This is a genomic window from Nocardia sp. NPDC041819, assembly GCF_055590505.1.
Map to the genome: position 1 here is coordinate 153648 of NZ_JBVJAP010000014.1, position 12399 is coordinate 166046.

At 70.2% G+C, this 12399-nt stretch carries 12 protein-coding genes; 10 read left to right on the top strand and 2 right to left on the bottom strand.

Going from position 1 to position 12399, the window contains the following annotated elements:
* The first annotated feature begins 18 nt into the window (after positions 1–18).
* Positions 19–537, top strand: coding sequence for a PspA/IM30 family protein (locus ACZ6DL_RS30585; protein WP_466056277.1), 519 nt, complete (start codon positions 19–21; stop codon positions 535–537).
* Between the two features lie 39 nt (positions 538–576).
* Positions 577–1596, top strand: coding sequence for a hypothetical protein (locus ACZ6DL_RS30590; RefSeq protein ID WP_466056279.1), 1020 nt, complete (start codon positions 577–579; stop codon positions 1594–1596).
* Between the two features lie 16 nt (positions 1597–1612).
* On the opposite strand, the gene ACZ6DL_RS30595 is transcribed toward ACZ6DL_RS30590, so the two are convergent.
* Entirely contained in the window at positions 1613–1747 is a 135-nt protein-coding gene (locus ACZ6DL_RS30595) for a hypothetical protein (protein ID WP_466056281.1), read from the bottom strand.
* 426 nt (positions 1748–2173) lie between these two features.
* On the opposite strand from ACZ6DL_RS30595, the gene ACZ6DL_RS30600 reads away from it, so the two are divergent.
* Genes ACZ6DL_RS30600 through ACZ6DL_RS30615 form a run of 4 tightly spaced genes read left to right on the top strand, consistent with a single transcriptional unit; the run spans position 2174 to position 5871 of the window.
* A complete protein-coding gene (locus tag ACZ6DL_RS30600) occupies positions 2174–4534 on the top strand; it encodes a sensor histidine kinase (protein ID WP_466056283.1) in 2361 nt (786 codons plus the stop codon).
* Positions 4531–4959 carry a roadblock/LC7 domain-containing protein gene (locus ACZ6DL_RS30605; protein ID WP_466056285.1) on the top strand — a complete coding sequence of 143 codons (429 nt, stop codon included), beginning with the start codon at positions 4531–4533 and terminating at the stop codon, positions 4957–4959. Before ACZ6DL_RS30600 ends, ACZ6DL_RS30605 begins: the two co-directional genes overlap by 4 nt.
* Entirely contained in the window at positions 4956–5297 is a 342-nt protein-coding gene (locus ACZ6DL_RS30610) for a DUF742 domain-containing protein (RefSeq protein WP_181720049.1), read from the top strand. The genes ACZ6DL_RS30605 and ACZ6DL_RS30610 overlap by 4 nt, the downstream gene beginning before the upstream one ends.
* A 16-nt stretch (positions 5298–5313) precedes the next feature.
* A complete protein-coding gene (locus ACZ6DL_RS30615) occupies positions 5314–5871 on the top strand; it encodes a GTP-binding protein (protein ID WP_195068654.1) in 558 nt (185 codons plus the stop codon).
* A 377-nt stretch (positions 5872–6248) separates the two neighbouring features.
* On the opposite strand, the gene ACZ6DL_RS30620 is transcribed toward ACZ6DL_RS30615, so the two are convergent.
* Positions 6249–6749 carry a DUF3558 domain-containing protein gene (locus ACZ6DL_RS30620; RefSeq protein WP_466056287.1) on the bottom strand — a complete coding sequence of 167 codons (501 nt, stop codon included), beginning with the start codon at positions 6747–6749 and terminating at the stop codon, positions 6249–6251.
* A 283-nt stretch (positions 6750–7032) separates the two neighbouring features.
* Here ACZ6DL_RS30620 and ACZ6DL_RS30625 point away from each other — a divergent pair, with 283 nt between their 5' ends.
* The 4 genes from ACZ6DL_RS30625 (at position 7033) to ACZ6DL_RS30640 (ending at position 12349) form a co-directional block, all read left to right on the top strand.
* Positions 7033–7632, top strand: a complete 600-nt coding sequence (locus ACZ6DL_RS30625) for a GTP-binding protein (protein WP_466056289.1) — start codon at positions 7033–7035, stop codon at positions 7630–7632.
* Between the two features lie 124 nt (positions 7633–7756).
* Complete coding sequence (locus ACZ6DL_RS30630) at positions 7757–8176, top strand: VOC family protein (RefSeq protein ID WP_466056291.1); 420 nt, start codon at positions 7757–7759, stop codon at positions 8174–8176.
* Between the two features lie 66 nt (positions 8177–8242).
* Positions 8243–11014 carry a phosphoenolpyruvate carboxylase gene (gene ppc / locus ACZ6DL_RS30635; RefSeq protein ID WP_466056293.1) on the top strand — a complete coding sequence of 924 codons (2772 nt, stop codon included), beginning with the start codon at positions 8243–8245 and terminating at the stop codon, positions 11012–11014.
* Between the two features lie 99 nt (positions 11015–11113).
* Entirely contained in the window at positions 11114–12349 is a 1236-nt protein-coding gene (locus ACZ6DL_RS30640; RefSeq protein ID WP_466056354.1) for a type III PLP-dependent enzyme domain-containing protein, read from the top strand.
* Positions 12350–12399: the final 50 nt, after the last annotated feature.

Below are 12399 nucleotides of genomic sequence, written 5' to 3' on the forward strand. Positions count from 1 at the left end.
GCTGCGTAGCCTGGCGGTATGAGTGACAACAGCGATATCGCGAGCCGGTTGGGCGGGCTGTCCGACGCGGAACTGGCAGGTGTCCTGCTGGTCGCCACGGCGGGCCGTCCCGGGTTCGCGGCGGTCCATGCCGCGTTGCTGGGGCTGGTGGAGACGGGGGATACCGGTGCCGCCGGGGATGTGACTCCCACCACCCCGGCCGGCGGCACCGCGCTCCCAGGGCAGGGGTCGGAGGTATCCGGCCAGGTAGGCGGCGGTTCCGCGGTACCGGCGGTACCGGTACCGCCGCCGGGTATGCCGGGCACCGCCCTGAGCGGTGGATATTCGGTCTCCGGTGTTCCTACTTTCGAGTCAGTTCGCGATAGGGTCGAGCAGCGCTACGGCACCGCGCAGGGGATGGGCGAACTCGACCGGCAGACTCCAGCGGGCCACAGCGCGGACGAACAATGGCAGGCACGCGAGAAGGCCGTGCGTGAGCGACTGGACCGGATCCGGGAATCGTTGCACGGCAACGACGCCGAGCCGCACCAGACGTGAACCGGGCCGGGCGCGCCGGATGAAGATGGGTGGAATTCGATGAGCGAGCCGCGTGAGATCGCCGAACGGCTACTGGACGCCCAGGTGGAATTCCTGCTCGCCGAGGTCACCGGCGAGCGCTTCGCGGAGGTGATCGCGCGCGACACCGAGGCCGTCCTCGGGGTCGCCGACACGATCGTCTTCCGGGACGTCGTCGAGGTCGAGCAGGCCAAGCAGACCGTCCGCACCATCGTCGAGCTGATCGGCGGCAGTCCGGTGTTCGCCGACATGGTCGGTGTGTTCGCCGACTCCATCTACGACCACACCGCGACCAACAACGACTACACCCTCGGCGAGGTGGTCGAGCGCGAGCCGGTCGAGGCGCTGCTGGAGAAGATCTTCGGCATGCACCAGGCGCAGGAGCGCATCCTGGACCGGCTCACCGAGAGCCCGCTGGTGGCCACCGTCGCGTCGAAATTCGTGGACAAGCTGATCAACGACTTCATGCAGGCCAACCGCGAGCGCGCGGAGAAGATCCCGGGCGTCTCCTCGCTGATGTCGCTGGGCCAGTCGGCGGCCAATCGCGCCAAGAAGGCCGCCGACGGCACGTTCGTCGGCGACCTGGCGGGCAAGGGCGCGCTGTTCGCGCTCAAACGCACCAACAACGCCATCCGCGAGATGCTGCGCGACGCGCCGGTGCACGCCGCCGCGATGGAGTTCTGGGATCTGCACGCCGACGAACCGGTCAGCGGTCTGCGCGAATACCTCAGCCGCAAGGACCTCAACGAACTGGTGCTGCTGTGCTACGAAATCGCCGTCACCACGCGCGAGAAGGAGTACTTCGGCCTGCTGCTGGACGAGTGCGTGGAGGTGTTCTTCACCAAGTACGGCGATTACACCCTGGCGGCCATGCTGCCCGAACTCGGTCTCACCGGTGACGACATCGCCGCGGAGATCCTGCGGTACGGACCTGCGGTCATCGAGAACGCGAAGCGGGAAGGCGTTCTGGCCGGATTGATCCGTGAACGCCTCGCGCCCTTCTACGCCTCCGACGAGGTACTTCGCATCCTCGCGGGGTGAGGCTGGGGGCGCTGCGCTAAGCGCCGGGGACGCCGGTGCGGGGATCGAACAGCTGGGTGGCCGTGCTCGCGGCTTGCGTGGTGGTCGTCGCCGGTGACCCGCTGGACTCGTCGCCGCAGGCGGCCGCTCCGAGCACTACTGCTATTGCCAAGGGATCAACGTAATTCGGTGCGCCATCGAGCCCTCCGGGTATATCGCGCCGGACTGGATCGGAGTCGGGCCGCGAGGTTTCGGGGCGGGCGAGGGTGGGTAACTGGCAGCGTGACCCGGCGTCTACCCCTCCGAGCGGAGGCCGGATTCGTCGCGCCCGGTGACCCCCTCGTTGCCAGTGTGTTTAGAAGTCCGCACAGTGTCCGGTTTGACCGAATTTCGCGTTGACACCGGGAAGGCCCTGTGAAAGTTTGCCACTGATTCCGTGTCCTCGCCGTGCAGCGGTCACGGCGGCCGATCGGAGGAGCAGAGGGTGGTGCGGTCACGTCGACGACCGGAATTATCCGGCGGCACACGGTTATCCACGCCCCGTCAACGGCAGCGATCGGGCAGCGGAATCGTGCGCCCCCGCACCATTCGCGGACAGTTGGCTCGAATCCTCGTCGTCCCCTTGGTATTGGTGCTCGCGCTGCTGGGCGCGATGGTCGCGCGGGAGGTCGACGCGTACCGCGGGAGCCGGGACACGGCGGCCGCGGTACCGCTGGCGCTGGCGGTGCAGGACTTGGTGCACGAGACGCAGCGCGAGCGCGGCCTGACCAACGGCCTGCTCGGCGGCGACGGGCGATTGCTCCAGCCAGTCGCCGACCAGCGCGGCGCGGTCGACCATGCGCTGGGCGAGCTGCGGCGTGCGATGGCGGACAACCCGCCCGGCGCGGACCGGGTGCGCGCGGCCGCCCGGCCGCTGACCGACCTGGATGCGACCCGCGCCCGGATCGATGAGCGGCGAACGGCCCGGCAGGCGGCCTTCCAGTACTACACCGACGCCATCGACGCGCTGAACCACTTGTCCCTCGGTCTGGACCAGGCCGCCGATCCGGCGGTCCGGCACGGTCTGCAAGCGTTGTACGCCCTGGGTGAAGCCAAGGAGCAGACCGCGCGGGAACGCGGCTTCCTGAACGGCGTCTTCGCCGCCGGTGCTTTCGGGCCGGGCGAGTACGTGCAGTTCCTCGATATCCGGGCGGCCAAGCTGGCCGCTCTGACCGCGTTCGCCAACGACGCCACCACGTCCCAACAGGCGCGGTTGGACGCCGTGCTGGACAGCGACAGCGCGGTCCGGACTGCGGAGTCGGAGAACATCGCGATCGCCTCGAGCGCCGGACCTCTGGTGCGTCCGGTCGACCCGATCACCTGGTGGGCGAGGATGACCGGGGTCATCGACGAGCAGCGCACCGTGCAGCAGGCGGTCGGCGCCGACATCGGCTCGCGCGCGGAGGTGTTGCGCCGCAACGCCGCCTTGATCCTGGGCGCGTTCGTGCTCGCCGCGCTGGCGGCGATCGCGGTGGAAGTGGCGCTGGTCGTCTCCGCGGTGCGCGCCATCGTCCGGCCTTTGGCCATGCTGGCCGCGGACGCCGACGACGTATCGAGCCGGCGGCTGCCCGACGTGATCGCGGCTTGGCGCAACGGCGACGACACCCGACCGCCAGACCCGCCCGCACCGGTGCGGACACCGGCGGGCGCGAGCGTCGAGATCGACGCCGTGGCGCGAGCTTTGGATCGGGTGCAGTCCACCGCCTTCGACCTCGCGTCGGAGCAGGCGCTGGTGCGCCGCAACACCACAGAGTCGATGGTCAGCCTGGCCCGCCGCAGCCAGAATCTCGTGCGCCGCCAGCTCGGCCTGATCAGCGAATTCGAGCGGGAGGAACTCGATCCCAAGGCGCTGTCGAACCTGTTCGAACTCGACCATCTCGCCACCCGAATGCGCCGCAACGCCGAGAGCCTGCTCGTGCTGGTCGGCGAGGCCAGTCCGCGCCGCTGGGCCGAACCCATCCCGCTGAGCGACGTGATCCGCGCGGGCCTGTCCGAGGTGGACGACTACCGCAGGGTGGTGCTGCGCCGGATGGACGAGGTGCTCGTCACGGGCGCGGCGGCCAGCGAGCTGGCCCACATGCTCGCGGAGCTGATCGAGAACGGACTCGCTTTTTCCCCACCGGATCTCGAGGTCGAGATCTACGGGCGCGCCGGGCCGAACGGATATCTGCTCGCGGTGGTCGACCACGGAGTCGGCATGCCCGCCGACCATTTGGCCCAGGCCAACGCACGACTGCGCGGCGAACAGGATTTCGTCGTCGCGCCGACCCGCCATCTCGGCCACTACGTCGTCGGCAGGCTCGCCGAGCGGCTCGGCATCGGCGTCGAGCTGAGCGTCTCGCCAGTGAGCGGGATCGTCGCGCGCCTGACGCTGCCGTCGGGCATGCTCGACGCCGGACAGCTACAGCGCGACGACCCGAGTGAGCCCGCGCCACGCGCCGCCGCGCTCCCGATCGGTTCGAGTTCGCCGAAGCCACGTCCGCCTGCCGTCGAATCGACCGTGGCTCGCGCACCGGCTCGATCCTGGGCGAACGCCGGGTCGTCGGCCTACACCCCGGTCGTCGCCACGCTGACGGAACCGGCGGCCGCGCCGAGCATCGCCGCCCTCGAGTCGCGCAGCCCGGCAGCGGACTCCGAACCCGTGCCGCGGCACACCAAGAACGGCTTGGTCAAACGCAACAAGAAAGCTCGCGCGGCCGCTACGGGTGCACGGCCCAGCGCGGTGCCCCGATCGGAGGCCGCACCCGCGGTCGAGCGCTCACCCGAGGAGATCCGCGGCATGCTGTCCGCCTTCCGCTCGGGCTATCAGCGTGGAGCGCCCGGAAGGCACGCCGCCGCCCCGCGGGACGACCTCGTCCGCGCCGCCGATACGGCGCACGCATTCCAGCCCGCCGCGACCATGGCAGAGGAGATCCGGTGACCACCCACATATCGAGCGCCGACCCGCACACCTTCAATTGGATGCTGGCCAACTTCGTCCGCGAGACCGACGGTGTCCGCGAGACGGTCGCGGTCTCCTCGGACGGCCTGCTCATCGCCATGTCCGACGGCCTGGACCGCATCTCCGCCGACCGGCTCGCCGCCATGGTGTCCGGGCTGGTCGGGCTCGCCCGAAGCGCCTCGCGCAGCTACGCCTTCGACGGTCTGAAGCTGATCATGATCGAGATGAAGCGCGGCTTCCTGCTCGTCTCCGCCCTGGGCGACGGCAGCTGCCTGGGCGTGATCGCCGACAGCGGCTGCGACGTCGGCCTGGTCGGGTACGAGATGGCGGTGCTCGCCGAGCGTGCGGGCGCGCTGCTGGATCCCGCGCTCATCGCCGAACTGCGCGAGACGCTGCGGCGATGAGACGCGAATCCGCCGCCGACGATCGATTCGTGCGACCCTTCGTGGTCACCGCCGGACGCACCACGCCACTGCTGGACGGGTTGCGCATCGAGACGTTGGTGCGGGCCGAGCCCGCCGCGCTGTCCGCACCGCTGCGCTTCGAGCAGCTCACCCTGGTCCGGCTGTGCCAGCAGCCGCACTCCATCGCCGAAATCGGCACCGCGCTGCGGGTTCCGATCGGGGTGGCCAAGGTCGTCGTCAGCGACCTGGCCGCGACCGGACACGTGACCGTGCGCGCCGCCGACCAGCTCACCGCCGCTGCCATCGAGAGGATCAGGGACCTTGTCCGGGCACTCTGACATGCGAACGCCGACCATGCCGTCCTCGGTGAAAATCGTGATCAGCGGCGGTTTCGGCGTCGGGAAGACGACGTTCATCGGAGCCATCTCCGAAATCGAGCCGCTGGTGACCGAGGCGGCGATGACCGAGATGGCCGTCGGCGTGGACGACCTCGCACACCGTGCGGACAAGACACAGACCACCGTCGCCCTCGACTTCGGCCGCATCACCCTGGACAGTTCGCTGATCCTGTACCTGTTCGGCACGCCGGGCCAGGACCGCTTCGTCTTCCTGTGGGACGACCTGGTCGACGGTGCGCTCGGTGCGGTGATCGTGGTGGACACCAGCCGCGTCGACGACTGTTACCCGGTGCTGGACTATTTCGAGGAGCGCGGCACTCCCTTCGTCGTGGCGGTCAACCGCTTCGACGGCAGCGCCCACTTCGACCTCGGCGAGGTTCGCGAAGCGCTGGAGCTGGAGAACTGGATTCCGGTTCTGGAGTGCGATGCCAGGTCTCGCGATTCGGTCAAAGAGGTGTTGGTTTCGCTGCTGGAACAGGTATTGCTGCACCGCCCGGATCAGCTCACCGCGTGAGACATGGGCTGATCGCCACACACGGGGCTCGTCGGCGGTACGAAGTCTCCGGCCGGTGCCACACGGGTCGCCCGAGACCCCCGAGATGGTGCCGGACGAGGCGGCCGGCGCGGCGGCGCGCAGGGCAGGTTGATCTTCACCACCGATGCCGTGGACTCCACCTTCGCCCGGCTGCGCGACGCAGGCGCCGAGGTGACGCAAGAGCCGATCTCACCGCACACCCGACCGAAACGCGCCGCCGCGTCACCGCCGAGGTCGTGCGCCAGGCCGCCTACCGCGCCGCGGGCGCGGCTTTCGAGCGCGCTGGGCCGGTCCGCGGCCAATCGCGCCGAGAAGGCCGCCGACGCATCCTCGCGGGGTGAGGCTGGGGCGCTGCGCTATTTCGGCAGCGCCGGGACGATCGATTCGCCGACGGTCGCCAGGCGATCGCAGGGGTTCTGGTCCGCGGTCCGGTTGACCAGCGTCAGTTGCAGCAACCCCTGCCGAGCCGGGAAGAGCACGTCGCACATCTGGTCCTTGGCGGCGTCGTCGACGCGGAACCGGCGGCCGGGCCGTCCGGCGATGGTGACGTCCTGGAAGTCGACATTGCCGGGCTTGCGTTCGAACTCGGCCACGGACGCGCCGTTGGAGAACACGCCGAGGGTGAAGTCGGCGCCCTTCCATCCGCAGATCTCCCAGCCCGGCTGCTCGACCCCGCCCACACCGACCTGCTTGCTCGCGGGATCGAGCCCGGCGCTCGTCAGCGCGGCGTCGGGGATGCCGGTGCAGGGATCGAACAGCTGGGTGGCCGTGCTCGCGGCCTGCGTTGTGGTCGTCGCCGGTGACCCGCTGGACTCGTCGCCGCAGGCGGCCGCTCCGAGCACTACTGCTATTGCCAAGGGAATCAACGTAATTCGGTGCGCCATCCAGCCCTCTTGCCCTCCGGGTACATCGCGCCGGACTGTATCAGAGTCGCGCGGCGAGGTTTCGCGGCGGCCGAGGACGGGTACATGGTTGCTCGTGCGTCGGTGCCGGCGGCCGCATTCCATCGCCGGACATCGGTAGCGTGCCGGAAGCCTCGATCGGGGCGCCGAGTCGTCGTCAGCGACCCGGCCGACCGATTCGCGACCGTGCGCGCCGCCGACCGGCGCACCGCCGCTGCTATCGAGAGGAGCAGGGAGCTTGTCCGGGTATTCCGACACGCGAACGCCGACCATGCCGTCTTCGGTGAAAATCGTGGTCGGCGGTGGTCACGGCGTCGGGAAGACGACGTTCATCGGGGCCGTCTCCGAAATCGAGCCGCTGGTAGCCGCGGCGGCGACCGAGATCGCCCTCGGCGCGGACGATCCGGAGAGCTGGGCAGACGACCCGCGGCCCGGTGTCACCCTCGACGTCGGGCGCATCACCCTGGACAGCTCACTGCTGCTGTATCTGTTCGGCACGCCTGCCGAGGACGGTCTCGTCTTCCTGTGGGACGAACTGGTCGACGGGGCGCTGGGTGCCGTGATCGTGGTGGACACCGGCCGGGTCGAGGATTGTCAACCCGTGCTGGACCACTGCGCCGAACGCGGTACGCCCTTCGTCGTCGCGGTCAACCGCGTCGACGGCGGTGCCCACCGCGATGTCCGTGCGGTCCGCGCGGCGCTCGGGCTCGCACACTGGATCCCGGTTCTGGACTGCGATGCCAGGCAACGTGATTCGGTCAAGAGGGTGCTGGTCACCCTGGCCGAACAGGTCGTGTCGCACCGCACGGATCACCTCACCGCCCGTACCGCGGGCTGAGCGCGGCGCGGGTGCTCGCCCCGAGCGCGGCGCCCGCCGAGAATGTGACCGCGCCGCCGATGAATTCTCCGCGTGCTCGTCGTCTGTACTGTTGCCAGCCCTGACGACGACAAGGAGCACCATCATGAGCAACGGCGCCGACCTCGCCCTCACCCACATCGGCGTACTGGTCGGTGACCAGGACAAGGCCCTGGAGTTCTACCGCGACGTGATCGGCCTCGAGGTACGGGCCGACATGCCGTTCGCCGGTGGGCGCTGGGTGACCGTCGGCCCGGCGAAGCAACCGGGCATCGAGTTCATTCTGGAAACCCCCGAGATGGTGCCCGACGAGGCGGCCGGCGCGGCGGCGCGGGCGCGGCTGGCCAGCGGCGCGCAGGGCACGTTGATCTTCACCACCGATGCCGTGGACGCTACCTTCGCCCGGCTGCGCGACGCAGGCGTCGAGGTGACGCAAGAGCCGATCTCGCAGCCGTACGGGGTACGCGACTGCGGCTTCCGCGACCCGTGGGGCAACTACCTGCGCTTCTCCGAACTCCTCGGCTGAGCCGCGGGCGGCCGGTGTGGGCCGCGTCGCATACCCGCGCGGCCCGGAGGGCAATACTGTCTGATCATGGGCGAATCGATGAGCGAGATCGAACAGGACGCCATCCGGCCGCTGCGCGACGACATCCGTTTCCTCGGCGGCGTACTGGGCGACACCATTCGCGACCACGAGGGTCCGGAGGTCTTCGACCTCATCGAGCGGGTGCGCATCGAGGCGTTCCGGGTACGCCGCGAGGAGGTCGAGCGCAGCGCCGTCGCGGAGATGCTCGACGGTGTGGACATCGCGGTCGCTCTCCCGCTCATCCGCGCGTTCAGCTACTTCGTGCTGCTGGCCAATCTGGCCGAGGACATCCAACGCGACCGCCGCCGCGCCGCGCACGAGGCAGCGGGCGAACCGCCACAGGACTCGTCGCTGGCAGCCACCTACCGCAAACTGGACGCGGCGGCGCTCGACGGGTCTCGGGTCGCGGAGCTGCTGGCCGACGCGCTGGTCTCGCCGGTAATCACCGCGCACCCGACCGAAACGCGCCGCCGCACCGTGTTCGACGCGCAGGCCCGGATCACCGAGTTGATGCGCCTGCGCTTGCGCTACGCCGAGAACGAGCGTGAGCGGGCCGACCTGGAACTGCGGATCCGCCGCCAGGTGCTGAGCCTGTGGCGGACCGCGCTGATCCGCCTGGCCCGCTTGCGCATCCAGGACGAGATCTCGGTGGGTCTGCGCTACTACGACCTCACCCTGTTCGACGTGATCCCGGCGATCAACGCCGAAGTGCGCGCCGCGCTGCGCTCGCGCTGGCCGGGCGTCGAGCTGCTGCCACGCCCGATGCTGCGTCCCGGCTCGTGGATCGGCGGCGACCGGGACGGGAACCCGTACGTCACCGCCGATGTGGTGCGTCAGGCCGCTTTCCGCGCCGCGGGCGTCGCGTTCGAGCGATACCTGCGCGAGCTGGTGGAACTGGAGAAGACGCTGTCGCTGTCGGCCCGGCTGGTCACCGTGACGCCCGAGGTCGCCGCACTGGCCGAGACGGGATACCCCGATCCTGCCGCGCATGCCGACGAGCCGTATCGCCGGGCGCTGCACCACGTCCGGGCCCGGCTGACCGCCACCGCGCGGGCGGCGCTCGGCGAGGTTCCGCCGAACGGACTGGATGCCGGTGCGCGGCCCTATCCGACTCCGCAGGCGGTGCTGGACGACCTGGACGCGATAGACGCCTCGCTGCGGGGCAGCGGCGACGGCTTGCTCGCCGACGATCGCCTCGCCGCGTTACGTCACGCCATCGAGACCTTCGGCTTCCACCTACAGAGTCTGGACCTGCGGCAGAACTCCGAAGTGCACGAGCAGGTCGTCGCCGAACTGCTGTCCTGGGCGGGAGTCCACTCCGACTACGCGAGCCTGCCGGAGGAGCGCCGGGTGGAACTGCTGGCCGCCGAGCTGCGCACCCGCCGCCCGCTGCTCGGCCCGCACGCACGGCTGAGCGAGTCGGCCGCCAAGGAACTCGGCATCGTGCGCGCCGCGCGGGATGTGGTGGACACGCTCGGCGCGGCCGCGGTGCCGAACTACATCATCAGCATGTGCACCTCGGTCAGCGATCTGCTCGAGGCCGCCCTGCTGCTCAAGGAAGGCGGGCTGCTCGACCCGGGGGAGCCGGACGGGCCGCCGAACTGCCCGGTGGGCATCGTCCCGCTGTTCGAGACCATCGAGGACCTGGGCGCGGGGGCGGCGACACTGTCCGCGGCGCTGGAGGTGGGGGTCTATCGCGATCTGGTCGCCGCGCAAGGCATGCGCCAAGAGGTGATGCTCGGCTATTCCGACTCCAACAAGGATGGCGGATACCTCGCGGCGAACTGGGCGCTGTACCGGGCCGAGCTGGACCTGATCGAGGTCGCCCGCAAAACCGGCATCCGGCTGCGGCTGTTCCACGGCCGCGGCGGCACGGTAGGCCGCGGCGGCGGCCGCAGCTACGACGCGATCCTCGCCCAGCCCGCGGGGGCGGTGCGCGGCTCGCTGCGGCTCACCGAGCAGGGCGAGGTGATCGCCGCGAAATACGCCGAACCCGGTAGCGCGCACCGCAATCTGGAGTCGCTGATCGCGGGCACCCTGGAATCGACCCTGCTGGATGTGGAGGGACTCGGCGCCGACGCCGAGCCGTCCTACGGGATCATGGACGACCTCGCGGCCCGCGCCCGCGCCGCCTACGCGCGGCTGGTGCACGAAACCCCCGGATTCGTCGAATATTTCCGGCAGTCCACGCCGGTCGCCGAGGTGGGGGACCTGAACATCGGCAGCAGGCCCGCTTCGCGCAAGCCGACGAATTCGGTCGCGGACCTGCGGGCCATCCCGTGGGTGATGTCCTGGAGTCAGGCGCGGGTGATGCTGCCGGGCTGGTACGGCACCGGCGCCGCCCTGGAGGAGTGGATCGGCGGTGACCCGCAACGCCTGGCCACCTTGGCGGACCTGTACCGGCGCTGGCCGTTCTTCCGCACGGTGCTGTCCAACCTGGCCCAGGTGATGGCCAAGAGCGATCTCGATATCGCCGCGCGCTACGCCGAACTCGTGGACGACGTGGCGTTGCGCGAGCAGATCTTCGGCATGATCCGCGACGAGCACGCCCGCACCGTCCGCATGCACGCCGCGATCACCGGCAACGATCATCTGCTGGCCGACAACCCGTCGCTGGCCGAGTCCATCCACAACCGCTTCCCCTACCTGGAACCGCTCAACCAGATGCAGGTGGAGCTGCTGCGCCGCCTGCGCGCCGGGGACGATTCCGAACTGGTGAAACGCGGCATCCTGCTGACCATGAACGGCCTGGCCACCGCGCTGCGCAACTCGGGCTGAGCCGCCTAGGGCCCCGTGCCGGGAAGGAATGTCGTGACGATCGATGAAGCCGCCGTCGCGGCGCTCGCGGATCGCCGGATCGGTCCCGAGCACAAGGGCATGCCGCCCGAATCCTGGGGGCTGACCGTGCGGGAATTCCGCACCGGCGCTGTGCCGCTCGACTCGCTGGAGACGCCGGTGCTCACCGTCGACCGCGCGGCCTTGCGGACGAACATCGCGGTCATGGCCGACTGGGTGCGCGCGGCCGGTGTGCGGTTGGCGCCGCACGGCAAGACCACGATGGCGCCACAGGTGTGGGCCGACCAGTTGGCGGCGGGCTCGTGGGGCATCACACTGGCCACCATCTGGCAGACCCAGGTGGCCCGATCGTTCGGTGTCGTCCGGGTGCTGCTGGCCAACGCGCTGGTCGATCCGGTCGGATTGCGCTGGGTCGCGGCGGAATCGGCGCGCGACCCGTCCTTCGAGTTCGTCTGCTGGGCCGACAGCGTCGAGACGGTCGCGCTGATGGACGCGCACCTGCGCACCGCCCCGGGGTCGGCGCGGATCCGGGTGCTGGTGGAACTCGGCGGTCCGCACGGCCGAACCGGTGCGCGCACGGTGGAACAGGCGCACGCCGTGGCGCGGGCGATCGGCGCGGCATCCCGGCTGACGCTCGCCGGCGTCGGTGGTTACGAGGGCGCGCTCGCCCACGACCGCACCGCGAGCGGCGTTCGCGCGGTGCGTGACTACCTCGGCGAACTCGCCCGCCTGCACCGGGAACTCCTCGCGGCGGGGCGATACCGCGGTCCGGCCGTCGTCACCGCCGGTGGCAGTGCCTATCCGGAGCTGGCGCTCGAATACCTCGCCCCGCTGTCCGACGAGCAGGGCGAACAGGGTGCCGCGACGACGGTCGTCCTGCGCTCGGGTGCGTACGTCATCCACGACGACGGCTTCTACGCGAGCATGTCGCCGCTGGCGGCTCCCGGATACGCGCGGCCGCTGCGCTCGGCGATGCACGGCTGGGCGCGCACCCTCTCGCGCCCTGAGCCGGGGCTCGCCCTGCTGGACGCGGGCAAACGCGATCTGCCTTTCGACGAGGGGCTGCCGATTCCGCAACGCGTCGCGGGGCCCGCGGGCGGTGCGCTGGACGCGGGCGCGACGGTCTCCGCGCTCAACGACCAGCACGCCTTCCTCCGGCTTCCGGTCGGCGCCGCGGAGTTGCCCATCGGGTCGGTCGTGCGGCTCGGGCTGTCGCATCCGTGCACCGCCTTCGACAAATGGCGCCTGATCCCGGTGATCGACGACGCCGACGCCCAGACGCCCCGGGTGGTCGATCTGCTGCACACGTTCTTCTAGGCGACGCGGTTTCCCGGTATACGAGAAGCTTCGGCCACAGCGATGCCGGG

Bases quoted from the DNA above. Each gene is read 5' to 3' on its own strand.
- ACZ6DL_RS30630 (WP_466056291.1), top strand. From the start codon at position 7,757: ATGAGCAACGGCGCCGACCTCGCCCTCACCCACATCGGCGTACTGGTC.
- ACZ6DL_RS30615 (WP_195068654.1), top strand. From the start codon at position 5,314: ATGCCGTCCTCGGTGAAAATCGTGATCAGCGGCGGTTTCGGCGTCGGG.
- ACZ6DL_RS30585 (WP_466056277.1), top strand. From the start codon at position 19: ATGAGTGACAACAGCGATATCGCGAGCCGGTTGGGCGGGCTGTCCGAC.
- ACZ6DL_RS30610 (WP_181720049.1), top strand. From the start codon at position 4,956: ATGAGACGCGAATCCGCCGCCGACGATCGATTCGTGCGACCCTTCGTG.
- ACZ6DL_RS30590 (WP_466056279.1), top strand. From the start codon at position 577: ATGAGCGAGCCGCGTGAGATCGCCGAACGGCTACTGGACGCCCAGGTG.
- ACZ6DL_RS30640 (WP_466056354.1), top strand. From the start codon at position 11,114: ATGCCGCCCGAATCCTGGGGGCTGACCGTGCGGGAATTCCGCACCGGC.
- ppc (WP_466056293.1), top strand. From the start codon at position 8,243: ATGGGCGAATCGATGAGCGAGATCGAACAGGACGCCATCCGGCCGCTG.